Annotated in this window: 16 protein-coding genes; 4 read left to right on the top strand and 12 right to left on the bottom strand. The window is 34.2% G+C overall.

Annotated features, from left to right (window positions below):
- Window positions 1-14 precede the first annotated feature (14 nt).
- Complete coding sequence (locus tag DMB65_RS02215) at window positions 15-671, top strand: 3-keto-disaccharide hydrolase (RefSeq protein WP_110305028.1); 657 nt, start codon at window positions 15-17, stop codon at window positions 669-671.
- A gap of 79 nt (window positions 672-750) precedes the next feature.
- On the opposite strand, the gene DMB65_RS02210 is transcribed toward DMB65_RS02215, so the two are convergent.
- The 7 genes from DMB65_RS02210 to DMB65_RS02180 form a co-directional block, all read right to left on the bottom strand.
- The gene (locus tag DMB65_RS02210) at window positions 751-4,374 is read right to left on the bottom strand and encodes a PAS domain S-box protein (RefSeq protein WP_110305027.1); all 3,624 of its coding nucleotides are present in this window, start codon (window positions 4,372-4,374) and stop codon (window positions 751-753) included.
- A gap of 11 nt (window positions 4,375-4,385) precedes the next feature.
- On the bottom strand, window positions 4,386-4,835 hold the full coding sequence (locus DMB65_RS02205) for a response regulator (RefSeq protein ID WP_110305026.1): 450 nt from the start codon (window positions 4,833-4,835) through the stop codon (window positions 4,386-4,388).
- Window positions 4,836-5,441: 606 nt separating this feature from the next.
- On the bottom strand, window positions 5,442-5,765 hold the full coding sequence (locus DMB65_RS02200) for a thioredoxin domain-containing protein (RefSeq protein ID WP_110305025.1): 324 nt from the start codon (window positions 5,763-5,765) through the stop codon (window positions 5,442-5,444).
- A gap of 115 nt (window positions 5,766-5,880) precedes the next feature.
- Window positions 5,881-6,513: a response regulator gene (locus DMB65_RS02195; protein WP_110305024.1), complete on the bottom strand. Its 633-nt coding sequence runs from the start codon at window positions 6,511-6,513 to the stop codon at window positions 5,881-5,883.
- A complete protein-coding gene (locus tag DMB65_RS02190; protein WP_110305023.1) occupies window positions 6,510-8,165 on the bottom strand; it encodes a sensor histidine kinase in 1,656 nt (551 codons plus the stop codon). Before DMB65_RS02190 ends, DMB65_RS02195 begins: the two co-directional genes overlap by 4 nt.
- A gap of 149 nt (window positions 8,166-8,314) precedes the next feature.
- Window positions 8,315-8,668, bottom strand: a complete 354-nt coding sequence (locus DMB65_RS02185; protein WP_123955245.1) for a hypothetical protein — start codon at window positions 8,666-8,668, stop codon at window positions 8,315-8,317.
- 193 nt (window positions 8,669-8,861) lie between these two features.
- Complete coding sequence (locus DMB65_RS02180; protein WP_110305055.1) at window positions 8,862-9,410, bottom strand: hypothetical protein; 549 nt, start codon at window positions 9,408-9,410, stop codon at window positions 8,862-8,864.
- Window positions 9,411-9,600: 190 nt separating this feature from the next.
- Here DMB65_RS02180 and DMB65_RS22010 point away from each other — a divergent pair, with 190 nt between their 5' ends.
- Both DMB65_RS22010 and DMB65_RS02175 read left to right on the top strand, forming a co-directional pair.
- Window positions 9,601-9,888, top strand: coding sequence for a hypothetical protein (locus DMB65_RS22010; protein ID WP_123955243.1), 288 nt, complete (start codon window positions 9,601-9,603; stop codon window positions 9,886-9,888).
- Between the two features lie 103 nt (window positions 9,889-9,991).
- Complete coding sequence (locus DMB65_RS02175; RefSeq protein WP_110305021.1) at window positions 9,992-11,053, top strand: phosphatidylinositol-specific phospholipase C1-like protein; 1,062 nt, start codon at window positions 9,992-9,994, stop codon at window positions 11,051-11,053.
- Window positions 11,054-11,116: 63 nt separating this feature from the next.
- Here the strand turns inward: DMB65_RS02175 and DMB65_RS02170 are convergent, their stop codons facing one another.
- From DMB65_RS02170 to DMB65_RS02160, 3 genes are all read right to left on the bottom strand, one after another.
- On the bottom strand, window positions 11,117-13,075 hold the full coding sequence (locus DMB65_RS02170) for a metallophosphoesterase family protein (protein ID WP_110305020.1): 1,959 nt from the start codon (window positions 13,073-13,075) through the stop codon (window positions 11,117-11,119).
- Window positions 13,076-13,238: 163 nt separating this feature from the next.
- Window positions 13,239-15,179, bottom strand: coding sequence for a sensor histidine kinase (locus DMB65_RS02165; RefSeq protein WP_230470574.1), 1,941 nt, complete (start codon window positions 15,177-15,179; stop codon window positions 13,239-13,241).
- Window positions 15,180-15,577: 398 nt separating this feature from the next.
- Entirely contained in the window at window positions 15,578-15,790 is a 213-nt protein-coding gene (locus DMB65_RS02160; RefSeq protein ID WP_110305018.1) for a hypothetical protein, read from the bottom strand.
- Window positions 15,791-15,891: 101 nt separating this feature from the next.
- Here DMB65_RS02160 and DMB65_RS02155 point away from each other — a divergent pair, with 101 nt between their 5' ends.
- Window positions 15,892-16,560 (top strand): response regulator, encoded by a 669-nt coding sequence (locus DMB65_RS02155; RefSeq protein WP_110305017.1) that lies wholly within the window; start codon window positions 15,892-15,894, stop codon window positions 16,558-16,560.
- Between the two features lie 66 nt (window positions 16,561-16,626).
- Here DMB65_RS02155 and DMB65_RS02150 read toward each other — a convergent pair whose 3' ends face one another.
- Window positions 16,627-16,998 (bottom strand): DUF1801 domain-containing protein, encoded by a 372-nt coding sequence (locus tag DMB65_RS02150; RefSeq protein ID WP_110305016.1) that lies wholly within the window; start codon window positions 16,996-16,998, stop codon window positions 16,627-16,629.
- Between the two features lie 12 nt (window positions 16,999-17,010).
- On the bottom strand, window positions 17,011-17,139 hold the full coding sequence (locus DMB65_RS22575) for a hypothetical protein (RefSeq protein ID WP_262511956.1): 129 nt from the start codon (window positions 17,137-17,139) through the stop codon (window positions 17,011-17,013).
- Window positions 17,140-17,323 lie beyond the last annotated feature (184 nt).

The following is a 17,323-nucleotide window of genomic DNA, read 5'->3' as shown; positions in this document are numbered from 1 at the left end:
TAAATTTTCTAATTATGTTCCAAAAAACTGCTTTTGCTTTTCTCTTAGTATTTCTTTTAAATTCATGTGCTGTACAGCAAAAGGCGCTTTCTGCAGACGACTGGTATGCTTTTACAAAAACCAGTACTGAAAGGCAGCAGCCTGCAGCAGTTTTTGCTTTTACTGATGGCATGATCAGAATGTACGGTGAGACTAACGGTTATCTGATGTCTACGAAAAGCTATAAAAATTTTGAACTTAGCCTGGAATTCCGATGGAATATTGAGGAGAAATATAAAACAAAGAGCAAAAAAAACAGCGGCGTGATGTACAATATCCCTGCAGATTATCCTGATAAAATCTGGCCAAAAGGGATTCAGTTTCAAATCAAAGAAAACACTACCGGAGATTTTATTTTCCTGGATCAGGTAACGGCCAAAATAAACGATAAATTAGTTGAAGCCGGTGCGAGTGTTACCTCGGGCAAATTCATGGAAAACGAAAAACCGTATGGTGAATGGAATTTTATCGTAATCAAATCCTTCAACGGGAAAATCACTCAATACCTGAACGGAAAACTGGTAAACGAATGCACAGAAGCTTCTTCTGCCGAAGGTAAAATTTCTTTAAATTATGAAGGCGCCCCAATTGATTTCAAAAATATCCTGATTAGAAATATTTCGAAAGAATAAACCTGATATCTTGTACTTATCTGATTTCTTTTTAATGTAACACTTATTCCAGCATAACTTTCCGTTTAGGAATCCTGAATTATAATTGATTTACAGGAATATAAATGTCAAAAGTAGCCCCTTTTCCTTGCTCACCATATGCTGTAATAAAGCCATTATGATTTTCTACTATTTTTTTCACGATAGCCAGTCCGATTCCTGTTCCGGTATATTCTAGTTTTCCGTGAAGACGCTGAAATACTTCAAATATCTTCGCACTGTATTGCTGGTCAAAACCAATTCCGTTATCTGAAACACTGATATGGCAATAGTTTATTTCGTTTATAGCTCTTGGGTTATCTAATAAATCTCCTTTAATAATGTTACAATTTATTTTTACTCCCGGAGAAGTTTCCGGTATGGAAAACTTAATGGCATTGCTTACTAAATTATATAGCAGCTGTCTAAATTGAAAAGGGATAAGATCTACTGTAAATGTTTTGCCTGTTTCTATAACAACCCCTTTTATCTCTATTTCTTCTTTTAAATCTTCTTTTACTTCATCAATAATTTGAGACAGATCTGTTTTTTCAAATGTTCTTTCCTGAATATTAGTTCTGGAATAAGATAAGAGATCATTAATCAAAGTCTGCATTCGCTTAGCAGCATTCTGCATTCTTTGAAATTTATCTTTTCCAAAATCGGATAAATTATCAGATTCCTTTTCTATGATCTGGGTTACAAAAGTCTGAATTTTTCTGAGAGGTTCCTGTAAATCATGGCTTGAGATATACGCAAAGGACTGAAGTTCTTTATTCATCTGTTCGAGTTCTGCATTTTTTTGCTCAAGTTCTAATGCATTTTGTTTTAACTTGTCATCGGCTTTCTTTTTTTCTGTAAGATCGTGCGTTACTTTTGAAAAGCCTATCAATTCATTTTTTTTGTTATGAATAGCCGTTATCACTACGCTTGCCCAAAAAAGAGTTTGATCTTTTCGAACATGTGCTCCTTCGTGCAATGATTTGCCTTTTTCGCGGGCAATTTGCAGCACCTTTTGAGGAAGTTTATTTTTTTTGTCCTCTTCTGTATAAAAGACAGAAAATGATTTGCCGACTATTTCTTCTGATGTATATCCTTTTATTTTTTCTGCTCCTATATTCCAGTTTTCAATTATGCCTTCCTCATTAAGATATAGTATCGCATAATCCTGGACTTCATCTACCATTAAATGATAACGCTGCTCACTTTTTCTCAGCGATTCATTTATCCGGTTTAATTCTTTGGTACGGGTATTTACCTGTTCTTCTAATTCGTGTGTAAAAGCTTTTTCAGCGTGAATATCGGTAAATGCCCCAACCCATTTTATAATTTCATTATTTTCGTTTAGAACTGGTTCCCCAATTACGGCGTGCCATCTATAAGTACCATCTTTTCTTCTTATCCTCACATCAGATCTATAACCTGCCCCTGTAACAAGAGAATTACCCCATATTTTTGTGTTTTCTTCTACATCATCAGGATGTATAATGGCTTTCCATTCAGCTTGACTGTTTGGCTGAATACCGGTATATTCAATCCATTTTCCGGAAGCAAACAAGGCGTTTCCTTTCTCATCTGTTTCCCAAATAAGCTGCGGGATACTCTCTGTCAAAGAGCGGAATCTTTTTTCGCTTTCTTCTAACACCTGTTGATGTTTTCTTTCGGCTGTAGTATCTCTTATTGTTCCAATTAACTTTTCGGGATTGTGGTTTTCGTCATAAAAAACTTTTCCCTTTCCTTCCATCCAGTGAATTGATTGGTCTTTCCAGATTATTCTTGCTTCATAATTCAGGTTACCTGAACGAAGTGCCTCATTAAATGCTTTATTACGTACAGGTATATCATCCGGGTGAATATGTGCCAATAGTTGTTCGTGTGTCAAATCAATCGGATCTGTATATCCGCCAATGATTTTCAGGTATCTTTGAGAATAACGAAGTTCTTTGGTTTTTACATTTAACTCCCAAGTTCCAAGCTCACTGGCTTCAACTATAATCTGAAGTCTTTCTTCGTTTTGCTCTGTACTTTTTCTGGTCTGTACTTTTTCGCTTACTTCGGTTGCGATTACAATGATACCTGAAATTGTACCGTCTTCTTCTTTTAATGGTGAGTAAAGGAAATCAAAATAGGAAACCTCCAGTCTTCCAAAACGTTGTAAAGGCACCGGTAATTCATTCCCATGGTATGGAATCCCTGTTTTTAAAACGTCTTTCAATAGTAAACTTACGGTTGGTTCTACTTCAGGCAAAGATTCGAATAAAGGTCTTCCTACGAAAGCACTTTCTTCTTTATCTACCAGTTTAAGATACGCTTCATTGGCCATTTCTACTAAATAGTCAGGTCCTCGTAAAATAGTAATTCCAACCGGAGCCTGTTTGACCACATTGCGAAACCGTTTATCTGCCGCTTCTGTTTTTTTCTTGGCAAGATGCAGGTCAGTAAGATCTACTGCTGTATTCATCACGCCATATATATTACCACAAGTATCGTATAGAGGTGTAAAACTGTAATTAAAATAAAAGGTTTCTAATTTCCCGTCTATAGTAAGGTCTATCTGGGTGTCTTTACTGTGAAAAGATTCTCCTGTTTCGAAAACCGAATTTAACTGGTCATAAACCTGTTGATTTTCAAGTTCCGGCAAAATATTCCTGTATAATTTACCAACAACATCATTCCCTTTCCCCCATACATCTATAATGGATTGATTGGCAAGTTCAACACGCATTTCTTTTCCTACATAAACACCAATAGGAAAAGGTGCATTTTCTACCAGTTGCCTCATTTTTTGTTCACTTTCTATGACCTTCGAACGGGCTAAAACTTGTTGCGTTACTTCGATAGCGATCACTACTACACCCGAAATATTTCCATCTGTGTCTGACAGCACTTCGTATACAAAATCGATATAGGCCTTTTCTGCCTGACCATTTCTGACTAATTCGACAAGCTGCTCTTTTACAACAAAATTCTCACCTGTATGAAAAACATTGTCGAGCGTATCCTGCAAGAATTTTGACTGGGGCAATACAGTAATAACAGGCTTATTTAAGATTTCTTCCGTTTCTATTCCCCATAACTGAATCATTTGTTTATTGGCAATTTCGACAATGTGATCCTTGCCCCGAAGCACACACATCGCAACGGGTGCCTGCATAATATTATTGATAAACCTTACATTACTTTCTTTTAAAGCTTCGGTTGCTTTTTTCTTTTCTGTAGTTTCAATTACAGTTACTAAGACACCACCTACCTTTCCGTCTTCTCTTTTTATGGGGCTGTACGAAAAGTCAAAATAGCACTCTTCATCGAATCCGTGTCTGTTTAATACCAGCTTAAAATCAGGAAAACGAACTGCTTTTCCTTTCATGACATCATTAAACATGGGACCTATTGTGTCCCAAATTTCTGAAAATGTCTCTCTTGAACTAATCCCGAGGGCATTAGGGTGTTTAACAGAGCCTAAAATAGGGCGATAAGCGTCATTGTATAACTGAGTATATTCGTTTCCCCAGGCAATGTACATTCCGAAAGGGTTATTGAGCATTACCGAGACCATTGTACGAAGACTCTGTGACCATGTATCCGGAGTTCCGACAGGAGTTTTACTCCAGTCTCTGGAGCGAATCAACTGCCCCATTTCTCCCCCGTCGGCCAAAAAGTAATGTTCTTCATTAGTAAAGCTCATGCAAAAAACGATTAGGGTTGAAGGATAAATTGTTCTCTGGCAGGCTGTTTAAAATTGTTCACGGTGGCTTTAGCAAACGCCTCTCCGATCACTTTCTTTAATTTAGCAAAATCCCCTGGTTTCCGAATATAAAAAACAGCACCCTTTTCATACATTAAATTAACAATCTCACTATCGAGTGAAGTTGAAAAGATTACAACAGGAAGCCCACTTAATTCCTTAACCGCTTTTATTTCTGTCAGACATTCATAACCGTTTTTACGTGGCATGTTTAAATCCAGAAAAAGGATATCGGGTAAATTATCCAAAACATTGACATCCAGGAATCTCATAAGTTCAACACCATCATTAACCGTTACAAGGTTAACAGGAAGTGAGAGTTCATCGAGTGCTTCTTTAAAAAAAATGCAATCATCCTCGTCGTCGTCAGCTAAAAGAAGATTGTAAATCGGTTTATTCATTTGTGCAGGATAAGTTTAATAATTTGAAGTTTTAAAACTATTTCTGACCTATCAAACCAACTGTCAATAAGAAGATTTTCATTCTTTTAATAATTCTGAATCAAAAAAAAGTTTTTATATCTGCTAAGATAAAACTAATTTCACGGATTAGTTACTACTTTTCCGATAATTTTAATGCTCCCGAACCAAATTTACCATCTATTTAATTAAGCTTTTTGGTTTCCGGTTTTGAGTTGTACCGTTTACCTTCTTGCCAAAATTTGGGGTACAACCTTAAAAATTAATCAGTGGTTTTATGCCAATACACTATAGTGAATCCCGTACAGGAATGGTTAACTTCATAAATGTAGAAATTTTGAATAAGACCTCATCGAAGGTACACGGGGTCAGGCTCTCACAATAGGATTTAAAGACAATTTATGGTCTGGTATCCAGGCTCAAACTATTTTGAAAGAAGAACTGGTTTTGAGTGTATGAGGCTGGAACAAAACCAAAAAGGCTATACGAAATTACTTTCATACAGCCTTTTTTTAATTTCATAAGTTCTATTGAATCAGATTTTTATATGCAAAAACATATAGAATATCTGATTCAGGTATTCATACATTACCAATTTTTACTCCATGGACCATGGTTTTTGTATGCCGGCCCGGTTAACTTTTGTTTTTCTGGATTACTTGTTTTTACTTCAACAAGGTCTTTATTTGAAGTGTTTATCACTGGCTGAGCATTTTTATATGCCGGTCCTTGCAGCGACTCTTTATTGTTTTCTGAATATATTTTAACCGAAGCTGTTTCGTGCATCCAAACTTTATAATTTTTAAAAGCCGGACCTTTCAAATCACTCTGTTTCATCTTAGTTGGTTCTTCTTGTGCAAATGCACTAAAAGAAATTAATAAGACTCCTAAAATCAATGTTATATTTTTCATGACTATTACTTTTTAATGTTTTTTCAAAGTTACATGCAGTAATAGGCTTTCAGGAATATGTGAATCTACTCAATTTGCATCCGTATTTATACGGATAGTGCTGTTTTAATTTTTGTTAAATTAAATTCATTTTTGCTGCTTTTTTAATGAGTTCGGCAGTATTTTTTACATCTAATTTTTTTAAGATATTGGCACGATGGGTCTCTATGGTGCGTGAACTCACAAATAGTTTGGCAGCAATTTCTTTGGTTGTTAACCCTTTAGAAATTAACCCTAAAACTTCGGTTTCCTTATTCGACAAGACATCTTCACTGATGCTTTGTGCGGACATAAAGTTGATCATTTTTTCAGAAATTTCAGCACTAAAATATTTTTTCCCGTTATTAACGCTTCTTATGGCAAGGATTAATTCAGCTTCATCTGTATTCTTTAACAGGTATCCGTAGGCGCCCATTTTTGCGCATTTTGCGATGTAATTACCATCATTGTGCATCGAAATCACAATTGGTTTTATATCAGAATTTAAGGTTTTTAATTCTTTTAAAACCTGAAAACCATCCGCATTAGGCATCGTAATGTCCAGCAATACTATATCAGCCTCAAACTGGCTGTTGACAAGCTCCATAAACTCAATACCATCCCCAACACTTTTAACGATTTTTATATCGTCATGCTTTCGTAGCAACTCAGCCAGTCCTTTTCGAAAAAGCTCATGATCATCTGCTATTATTAATTTGATTTCGTTCATAATTCTATGGGTAATTCGATTTCAAAGGTTGTATTTCCGGGATCTGCATGGATTGTAATGGTTCCATTGCAAATTTCTACACGTTCTTTGATGTTACTAATTCCTAAACCTAATTTAACCGTGTTGATATCAAACCCAATACCATCATCAAAATAAAAAAGAGAAACAAATTCATCAAATTCCGAAAGTGTAATCCGGATGTTTTTTGCATTAGCATGTTTTAATGAATTATTAATCAGCTCCTGAGTTATTCTAAAAAGATTAATCGCCTGATGATTGGTAATATTAGAACCTTCCTGTTGGGTTAAATCTTCGTATTCAATAGCTACAGTGGTCGATTTTTTCAGGCTTTCAATGAAGTTGGTTAAGGTAACTCCAATTCCAAAATCATCTATTGAAGCTGGCATTAAGGCATTTGACATCAATCTGATTTCAGAAATGGTATCATCTACTATTTTTTTCATTTCTGCTTTCTTTAATTCATCTATAACCCTGTTTTCAATGTAATGTTTCAAAGAGGTTAAATAAGGCCCTACACCATCATGGAGCTCCCGCGAAAGTCGGCGTCTTTCATCTTCCAAACCGTTTACCAGCATGCGTTTGGATTGTATTCTGGTATTTTCTTCCTTATTTCTAAACTCTATCAGCTTATCCCGCATCGCCAAAAGGCTTTTTCCCAGCAGGTCATTAGAACTTTTAGGTTTAAAATCGGCATGCAAATTCATTTTACCAATATCATCAGAGAATTTTACGGCACCCTGCAAAGAAGCTTTCAAATTTGCCAGGGCATCAAACATTTCCTTTATTTCCTTAGAATTTTTTATAAATTCATTGGTTTGGTTATAGTCTCCTTCTGCCATAATCCGGAGGCTTTTTTGCATATTCTTAATGGGGTTGGTAATAAATCTGGTCAGAAAAAGAGAAAGCATAACCGCCAGTAAAAAAATACCCAGCGTTAACCCTACCAGTCTTTCTTTCAATTCTTTTAACGGGAGTGTAACTTCATCAACATCTATTTCAGACAGAATAACCATCTTTAAGTTTCCAACTACTATGAGACTGTACACACTATATACCGGAATACCTCTGTAATCCTTAAAAACACCTCTGCCATTTATGCCTTTGAAAGCATTCGTTACCCCTTTTGTTTTAACTGATAAGGCATAAGGGGTTTTATTGGGATAAAAACGAGATTGGGAACGCATATGGAAATCTTCTCCCACAAGGTAGGATTCGCCACTGTCTCCCATTCCGGTTCGCTCAAGGAGTATATTTTTAATTTTGTTGTAATCAAAAATTTTAATCATTGTACCCTTTTTCGAATTGGAGATGAAACCTATTGTTGTTTTTTTAGCAACATGGTAGGCTGTAAAATCATAAATTCCATTGCTGTTTTTAATACTGTCCGGAAGCTTTAATACGGTTGTATCAATGTTTTGGCTATAGAATTCGGAAGCCTCAAACCGCTCCCAGTCTGATTTTAGTACATGTTCAATCTGGTTTTGCTTGAGTGTTTTAATAGAATTTAACTGCAGTAAAATACGATCGTTTAAAACGTTTGAAAACTGCTGATAGGATGAAAAAGACAATAAAGCAATTACCAATGCAATTAAACTATTAACTATAATGAGTATTAATGTTTTGATGTTCATTAAAATCTATTCAATAAGGTAAAGTAATTTAGTATAACTGACAAGTCCTAAATCTAACTTTTTCAGGTTTCCTTATTTATGTCAATATACTTGGTTTGCCGTTTTTGTTAATATTCGCTACAACGATAGTAAAGTTGGTTTAACATCATCTAATACTTCGATATCCAATTATTTTGCCCTATATCGTTAGTAAGAATCTTCTTCTCCCAAATCAAAAGCAATGCGGAACCCTTTTCCTCTGGATCCCACCCATTTTCCCTTGCATAAATAATGTATTCTCTCACGTTAGCGGGCTTAACTATACCGGTCCATAAATCAGCTGTCGTAAACTTATTTGGTCTTGCGAACCCTGGATCAACTACCAGTGTTTTTCTTCCGTCTTCAGATTTTTCAATTGCGATACTTAAATCTCCTGACCACCATTTTCTGCACTTACTAACCAGCCATCTATATGACTCTCCGTTAACTTCAATCTTTCTTGATTTACTTTTAATTATGCTCATATCATTTGTTTCCTTGAACCATTTAATTCCCACCAACTCGTTAAATTATCTGCTAACGTCTTAGTACCACAGCGGGTTTGGGACTAAATTAATCCCTATTTCTGGATTTGCCAAATCTCCCAGATACAAAACCAACCTTTCATTAAACCAATTGCCCAAATTGGTTGTAATATCTATGTTAGTGGCTGGCAATTTATTCCTGTTGGATCCATTCATATTTTCCATTTTTCAGATATATTATTCCGCCTCCGCAACTTTCTTCAGCGTGCATATATATACCGTCATTTAACAGTTTTATTTTATCAACTTCTTTTATTTCTTCTTTGGATAATATTTCTCCATCTTCATTTACATTATTCCAATAGATTTCATTTTTCGGTGCTTTTTCAAAGATTCCCGCCCAATCGATTTCATCAAAACCTTGTTCTAATATATCATTTCCCATTCCGATATAATCAGTTCTATTTCTGTTTCCAAAGATTATTCTCAAACCACTTTTTCCGTTTTTCGTACTCCTAACAATTTCAATTATTTCATTCAAATTATCCCCATCTAAATCACACAGAATTTTGTTCGTTTTGTGTTTTTTAGAAATTTGGATTGTGTCACTATTTTTAACTTGGGTTTCTCTTATTACTATTGTGTTAGATTCTATATTTTGGACTTTTTCGGATTCTTCTTTTACTTCTTTTTTACAAGAAATAAAAACTAAGGTAAAAAGTATTAAAAGTCTAATTTTCATATTTCGGTATTCTGCATTTTTTTTGGTTTGCTTGCTACCAACATCAGTTTGTCTCAAAACCTTCGTTTTTTGTTGTTTTCAGGGTAAATATAGTTGATTTAAACTACAAAAAAACAACTTATGGTGAAAAGTAATTTGGTATACTGCCCAAAAAATGAGCGGTCAAAGGATTAAAATGAGTTGTATAAACATGAAAAAAAAGCCCGTGCGTACGTGGCCCATACACCCGGTGGTGTACTCGGGTTTTCTGAATTACTCCCCAAAAAAAAAGAGGAATCCAAATCCTCTGAAAATCCTCCTGATTGTTTTACGAAAAACCATACATACGCATATCATCTTCCCAAAAATAATGATAGTAATTGATTATACCACGCATATTGGGTTGATTTCTTTTCAATTTGCTCCAAAGGTTTTCTGCGTTTGTGGAGATTCATCTCTTCAAATTTCTCCAAAATACTGGACTTCAACTTTTGATTAACACAAAAATCATATATTGTATTTAATTTAGAACTCTCAAAAAAAATGACAAAGTTTACCTGTATCGTCCCTACTCTATTTATTAATTCCTTTTAAAAAAATCTATGAAACGAATTCTGTTTACATTTTTTATTACCACAGCTATAACCTGCACTTCAACTGCACAAAGCGACGATTTAAAAATCAATCAACTGCAGGTTATTGGTTCGCACAACAGCTATAGACAGGCTATCGAAACTGATTTACACAATGTCATTCAGGCGAAAGATACTTCGCGTTCTTTAAAAGGACTGCAATACACTCACATCAGCATTACAGACCAGCTCAACAAAGGACTTAGAAATCTTGAAATTGATGTTCAGGCGGATTCTCAAGGCGGAAAATATAGGCATCCAAAAGGTTTGGATCTGGCAAAATCAGAGAAAGCTTATGACCCAAATGGCGAAATGAAAAAACCGGGGTTTAAAGTTTTTCATATGATTGATATCGATTTTAGAACGTCTTGCTATACACTTCAAAACTGTCTTGCAGAATTAAAAAAATGGTCTGATACCAATCCGGATCACGTTCCGGTTTTTATTACGCTGGAACCAAAAGATGATGACAGTTTTTTAGGCACAAAAGCAGAGAAATTTACGCCTGAATTGTTCGACGCTTTAGACAAGGAACTTCGCAAAGGTTTAGGTAATAAGTTAATTACTCCGGACATGGTGCGTGGAAAATACAAAACACTGGAAGAAGCGGTTGTAAACAACAACTGGCCAACCCTTAAAAAGGCAAGAGGTAAATTTTTGTTTATTCTGGACAATAACGGCACCAAAAGAGATTTGTATGCTTTAAACCATCCCTCTTTAAAAGGTCGTGCCGTTTTTATCAACACCGATCCCGGAAAACCGGAAGCAGCTACTTTATTCAGAAACAATTCGGAAGATCCAAGCATTACGGATTTAGTTAAAAAAGGCTACATCATCAGAACCAGGGCTGATGCTGATACAAAAGAAGCCCGCGCTAATGATTATACTCATTTTAACGCTGCCAAAGCTTCAGGAGCACAAATCATTACTACGGATTATTATTTGCCAAGCACCTTTTTTGATTCGTCTTATCAGATAAAATATGATGATGGAAGTTATGTGAGAGCTAATCCGGTTAATGAAGGAAAATAATTTCAGATTATATTTTGTTTCGGGTTTGGGGTTCTTGTAGGGACTTGAAACCTGTACTTTTTTTTATTTCAGGTTTTTAATTTTTCCCGTTTTTAAATCTACACTAAAATGATCTGCAGGAACTTCGTGCATGAATTTATTAAAGATCATCAGAAAAAGACGTATTTGATTTTGTAATGGTTTTTCTTTTGAAGTCCCTTCTTTGTAATTTTCAAAGAATGCTTCTGATAATATTTTATATGCTCTGGCTCGTTTTTCTCCAACATCTGCTAAAGCCAATTCATCGGCACTTCGGAAACGATAGAAATCCACCAGAAAATCATAACCTGTCCAGTTAAAATCTTCTTTTTTGAGGTTTTGTTCTGCTATAATTTTATTTGATTTATGTTCGGCTTCTGTCCATTCCTTTTTGAAAATATCTTTGTTTTTCAGAACAAAATCAAAGTCTTTATCCGTTTGAATATTCGCCAGAACCAATAAATCTTTACCTGAAATGTTCAGGAAAAAATCTTTGAAAGCTGAAGGCCAATCATCTGATAAAAAACGCAAACGGACTAATTCTTTCAGATGAAAATCGGTAAAATCGTGGTAATTTTTGGTTTCTAAAATAGCCTTGTTCCAAATATCTTTAGTGTGCTGGCTTTCTAAAAACTGATATTCCATTTTATATAAATCAAAAAGTTCGTTATAGCGTTTTACTTTATCAATTGTAATGGTCTGGATATCGACTAAATTGTCTTTTTTGATCGTCAATAATTTATAAGCCGGAATATAAGCCGCCAAAGACGGCGTTTGAACGTTAACCAAAGTATTTCCTTTTGTAGTTTTACGAACCCCTGTATCGTTAATATGCATGTGTCCGCCAAAATGTATTTTCAATCCGGCATCGGCAAAAACCTGTGCGACTTCTTCAACCGGAACCCTGTTTAACTGCCATTTGTCGGGACCTAGTAATTCTTTTATTTCTGCGGAAGCGTTATCATTAAAATCAATCATCGGAAAATGACTGAAAGCGATTAATGTTTTTCCTTGTTCTTTGGCTTGCAACGAAATAGCTCCGACCCACTTTATCAAATGTTTTTTGTTCGAAAGTACATTATTGTACCCCGTACTGGCTTCTGAATAATTTTTAGGATCTTTCGGATCTGCAGTGGCATTTTTCTTTGGAATATAAACATTGCCGTCAATAGCCATCAGCCAAAGTCCTTCAATTGGTTCAACCACATAACTTACATCCGGAACTTCGTAACCCGGTGCGACATCATAGCCTCTTTTTGATAATACAGCCTCCTGTAAAGCCTTGTCGTAGCTATAATTTTGATTGGTATAAGTCGAAAAAGGCGTTGCCCAGAATTTGTATTTTTTATCTGGATAAAAACCAAAATGCTGCAGGCTATTTGTGATTCCCAGATAACCCATTTTAGCAATATCAGCTGTTATAACAACGGGATTTCCGGTCGTTAAATTCGGTTTACACATTCCGTCTTTACTGAAAATGGGCTGACTTTTTCCGTCTTTTCCCAAGAAATCTTCCTTTCCGGATTCTTGTTCAAAAGGACCAACAGGATCATGGTTTCCGGTTGTTATAAAAAACTCAATACCATATTGTTTTTGATATCGGTTCAGGATTTCTTTCAATCCGCGAACATGCACTGGCTGACCATCATCTGTATAATCGCCCGGAAGTGCAACATATCTGATCTTTCGTTTTGCAATATCATCGAGAGCCGCAATGAACGCAAAATAATTTTCATTAAAAATTCGGGTAGAATGCAATTGAGAAGCCATGGTTCTCAGTAAAGTATATTTGCCTGTTTTCGGATTGAAAATTCCCTGGTAATCGTTATCTGTAAAGTTTCCAAACAAATCCTGCAAGTGCACATCAGATAAAAAAGCAATCTGAACGCCCTCTGGTTTTGACTGTTTTTGGCCTGAAACAATGCCCGTGATGGATATCAAAAACAGAACTAAAAAGCCAGTAAAACTGATGCTTTTATACGAAAATATGTTTTTTAAATTCATAGGAAATCTTTAATAAATTTAGGTTTTCGAGAGTGGATAATCTTTCTAAAAATAACCTGCAATTTTATAGATTTTAAGCTAAAACATATTTACCGTATTGTTATCGAATAATCAAATCCTGGGTTGCTAAACAATGTCTTATCAAAACAAAAACTTATGATTTTCAACGGGTAATATCAAACATTACGATAATTTCTGTCCCTTTTCCAATTCCGGACAGGATATCCAGATTACCTTTTAAAGAATTTGCTCTTTCTTTGATGTTGCTGAGACCAATTCCTTTTTTTACAGTATTAATATCAAATCCGATACCATCATCAAGAATCGATAATTTTAAAATTTTATCTTCTGATAATTGAATTTTGACCTCTGCATTTAATGCTCTTGAATATTTGTGGATGTTTAATACTGCTTCCTGAATTATTCGGTATACGTTTATTTTATAAATATTCTGAACTTGTTCCCAATCAAAATTTTCTTCAATAATATACTTGAATCTGGCCCTGCTCAGCCCTTTTTGATTTGCAATTAAATTGGATAACAAGGTATTAAAATCGCTTCCTTCTAAAAAAGAATCACGGCTTAAATCGTGAGAAATAGTTCTGATTTCATTTTCAATATTTTGCAATTCCAGGATATATTCTTTTCTTTTTTCAATTGATTTATCATCCAATTTTGTATTAAAGAATCCTAAATTCATCCTCACTCCGTAAAGTTTGTTCATAACCCCGTCATGCAGCTCCCTCGCAATTTTGTTTTTTTCTTCTTCTTTTGCTTTATTAATTATTTCATTCTGCTCACTTAAAAGCTGGTATATTTCATCACTGTCATTTTGCTGCTGCTTTACAAACTTTAGTTCCTTATTTTTATATTTCAGATAAACAAAACCAAAAATTGACAACAGAATCAAAAAAGCAGCAAATGAAAAAATTAAGATGTAAAAATTCTTTTTGGTCAGGATTTTATTCTCATCTTCAACCGTTATTGTTTCATATTCTATTCTGGCATATTTGTTACTAATTTTGCTTCGAATACTATTGATACTGTCAATCATATCTATGTAACGATTCGCATAAAATACTTTTTTCCTGTTATCTATCTTTGTCAGTAACCTCAGGGTTCTTAAAATTTCATTGGTGTTTTTCATTTCAACAGCAGAACGATAAGCCTCTTTTAGTGTTTTTAGAGACATTAAGGTATCTTTTTGAGCCAAATAAAACTCCCCTAAATAAATTTTCTTGTAGATAGCATCAGACCTGTAATCAAGGCTGTCCACTATTCTTAAAGACTCTAAAAACATAAATTCTACATTTTTGTATTCTTTATTTTTCATTTTCGAATACGCTAAATTCGAAAGTACATTAGCATACAACCGGGGCCATTTTTTTTTCAGGTCTTTTGTCAGAACAGCATTCAACTCTTTGATTGATTTTGAATATTCTCCCTTTAAATCATATAAATTACAAATATTAATTACTGAAGAAACATTAAAATTATTAACTTCATCACTGTCTAAATTATTCTTCTTCATCTCTTTTAAATTCCCAAGAGCATATTGATGGTATTTTAGAGCCTGTTCATACATAAAAAGTTTCTCCAGACAATTTCCCATTAAAGTATTGCAGGAATACAGCAGTTTTTCATTGTCTGAATTTTTTAAATAATTAAGACCTTTGGTCAATTCGATTTCACATTCAACAAAATTGCCATCATAAAACAAAACATATGCTTTGTTAAAATGCATTCTGCCCAGTTTTTCGTAGTCGTTAATTAAGGTGTAAATTTTTTGAGCCTGCAAGTAATAGTAATAGGCACTGTCTTTTTGTGAATTTTCATAACAATCTCCAATAAAATAAAGTGATTTCGCTATTCTGGAGCTATCCTTTGCTTCTCTGGATAAATTTAGTGCAATCTGACTTGAAGTAAATGATTTTCTTATGTTGTTTAAGTAGTAATATTCTTCGCCGGCTTTTAAGTATAAATCTCTGCTAACTGAATCATTTCTTTCGTCATTTAATGAGGTTACAATTGAGTCTAAGTATTTTTCTTTTTCAGTACCTGAAATTTTACGAAAATACCGTTCATTAAAAACAACTCGGTTCACAGTCTGTTTTTTATATGGTTTTCTCACGCATAAAACAACTGTGACTGCTGTAATTAACAGAATACATGGAATATAAAATTTAAATATATATTTCAAAATAATCATTTATAGATTCTCTTCAAATATATAGCAAATAAAAAAGACTATAACAATCAAAAGCAGTTATAGTCTTCAATAAATTAGTTAAAATACACGTTGGGGATCATTGTTTTTGATGATAATTTTTCAGCAGTTCGAGTACTTTTTGATAGAAAATGGTATCGGTAACATAAAAAATGATCATTGAAAACGGTACCCGATACTTTTTGAGTTCCGTTTCTCTACATAAAAAAGATTCAAACTAACGTTTTTGAATACTTCCACCCAAAGGGTTTAAATGTATTATTATATCATAGGAATTACTTGGTTTTAGGATTACTTGGTTCTCCATCATCCGGGGTTTTCAAAGTCGAAACAGAGTTGTTTAACACTGATTTTTCTTCAACATTATTTACCATGATGCTTGTCTTTGTTTTACTTGTTGTAGTAACTTCCTGATCATCATCATTTGTACAAGAAAAATTTAATACGATAACCAAAGCAAAAAGGATGTAATTTAATTTCGTTTTCATAGGACTCTATATTTTATGTTTTTGCAAAAAAACATTGAAAAAAGTTTTGTTTATTACGGTTTTACCGTAACATTAATTACTTTTACCTAAACCATCAAAAAATGCCACTTAATATCCTGATAGTTGATGACCACCCGATGACAGTAGATAGCTACGCAAACCTGCTGTCTGATGAGTGTTTTGAGGCGTTAGATCCTTTTTTTATAAAACGGTATGATTGTGAAACTGCCTACAATAAAATAATGATGCTTTGCAGCCAAAATGTAAAAATTGACTTCGCAATACTTGATATTAATTTACCTCCTTATCCTGAATTAAATATTTCAAATGGCATTGATTTGGCTTCTGTTGTTAGAAAAACGCACCCCAATTGTAAAATTTTGTTATTGACCATGCATACGGAAGCTTTTATAGTCAACAGAATTATAAAAAATATCGTCCCAGATGGCTTTATCTCTAAAAGTGAAGTCAATTTTGAGTCTTTTCCCATGATTTGCAAAAAAATCTTACTGGGAGAAATTATTTATAGTGATCAAATTATAAAATCTCAAAAAAAAATGGCTCAAAAGAATTTAGACTGGGATGAATACGATACCCAGATCCTCATTTTACTTTCACAGGGTATTAAAACGGTTAGTATGCCCAATCATATTCCATTATCAATGAGCTCAATAGAAAAAAGAAAAGCGAATATTAAAAGTCACTTACTATTAGAAAAAGGAGGAGATACAGAACTGATAAACAAGGCTAGACAAATGGGCCTTTTGTAAATTTGAATCCTGACATATTTATTAAATAAAACAAGGATATATCTAAGATTCGTTCTTGTTTGTTGGTCATTCTTTTATTTTTATTGTACCTTTCTTATATAAGTCCAACGCTTTTTGCAGAATATTTTCAATTGTCTTTAAGGGCAAATCTTTGTTTGGATTAACTCTGAAAATCTTCATTCGGGAACGGTTGCCTTCTTCTAATTGGGGGTGCTGAAGATATTTTCCTTCTACCATTAAAATATAGGGTTCGTTGGTCTTTTTATCTATCCACAAATAGCAAAACATTTTTTTCTTATAACAAAAACAGGGCATTCCCCACTTGATTGTTTCTGTAACATCTGCGTTCTGGTCAAGAATAATGCCCCGCAACGCAAGCAAACAACTCTTGTTTGGTTCTTCTTTGTTGAGATAATAATTATGAAGCCGTTCTAACATTTGTTTAGTATTTTAGCAATTAAAAAAGTCAATAGCTGCTACTGACTTTTTTGGTTCATTTTCTACCAAAACTTCAAAGTCTGCCTTGAATATCGTTTTCAAGTCAATTTCTATATTTTTATCCATTTGTTTACTATTCATAAATCCCTTTTGGGCAGATAGTTTCAACCGTCAAAAGGCCTGACAAACATTACGCTGAGAATTTCGTTTGTTTTTTTAACCACTTCATTCGGGCTATGTCTAAAAATCCTTTGTGAACAATCTGGCAGATTTTCAATCTTTATTGGATTTAGAATTACTCTCACTGACTCCAGGACTAGTTTAA

It is taken from the genome of Flavobacterium cheongpyeongense, assembly GCF_003202435.1.
Lineage (GTDB): Bacteria > Bacteroidota > Bacteroidia > Flavobacteriales > Flavobacteriaceae > Flavobacterium > Flavobacterium cheongpyeongense.
The sequence above is the reverse complement of the archived record's forward strand: the minus strand, read 5'-3'. Positions and strand labels throughout refer to the sequence as shown.

Coding starts and splice junctions, on each gene's coding strand:
- DMB65_RS02180 (WP_110305055.1), bottom strand. CDS start 9,410: ATGAAAATTAGACTTTTAATACTTTTTACCTTAGTTTTTATTTCTTGT.
- DMB65_RS02190 (WP_110305023.1), bottom strand. CDS start 8,165: ATGAACATCAAAACATTAATACTCATTATAGTTAATAGTTTAATTGCA.
- DMB65_RS02200 (WP_110305025.1), bottom strand. CDS start 5,765: ATGAAAAATATAACATTGATTTTAGGAGTCTTATTAATTTCTTTTAGT.
- DMB65_RS02195 (WP_110305024.1), bottom strand. CDS start 6,513: ATGAACGAAATCAAATTAATAATAGCAGATGATCATGAGCTTTTTCGA.
- DMB65_RS02205 (WP_110305026.1), bottom strand. CDS start 4,835: ATGAATAAACCGATTTACAATCTTCTTTTAGCTGACGACGACGAGGAT.
- DMB65_RS02210 (WP_110305027.1), bottom strand. CDS start 4,374: ATGAGCTTTACTAATGAAGAACATTACTTTTTGGCCGACGGGGGAGAA.
- DMB65_RS22010 (WP_123955243.1), top strand. CDS start 9,601: ATGAAAAAAAAGCCCGTGCGTACGTGGCCCATACACCCGGTGGTGTAC.
- DMB65_RS02170 (WP_110305020.1), bottom strand. CDS start 13,075: ATGAATTTAAAAAACATATTTTCGTATAAAAGCATCAGTTTTACTGGC.
- DMB65_RS22575 (WP_262511956.1), bottom strand. CDS start 17,139: ATGAATAGTAAACAAATGGATAAAAATATAGAAATTGACTTGAAAACG.
- DMB65_RS02160 (WP_110305018.1), bottom strand. CDS start 15,790: ATGAAAACGAAATTAAATTACATCCTTTTTGCTTTGGTTATCGTATTA.
- DMB65_RS02155 (WP_110305017.1), top strand. CDS start 15,892: ATGCCACTTAATATCCTGATAGTTGATGACCACCCGATGACAGTAGAT.
- DMB65_RS02215 (WP_110305028.1), top strand. CDS start 15: ATGTTCCAAAAAACTGCTTTTGCTTTTCTCTTAGTATTTCTTTTAAAT.
- DMB65_RS02150 (WP_110305016.1), bottom strand. CDS start 16,998: ATGTTAGAACGGCTTCATAATTATTATCTCAACAAAGAAGAACCAAAC.
- DMB65_RS02175 (WP_110305021.1), top strand. CDS start 9,992: ATGAAACGAATTCTGTTTACATTTTTTATTACCACAGCTATAACCTGC.
- DMB65_RS02185 (WP_123955245.1), bottom strand. CDS start 8,668: ATGAGCATAATTAAAAGTAAATCAAGAAAGATTGAAGTTAACGGAGAG.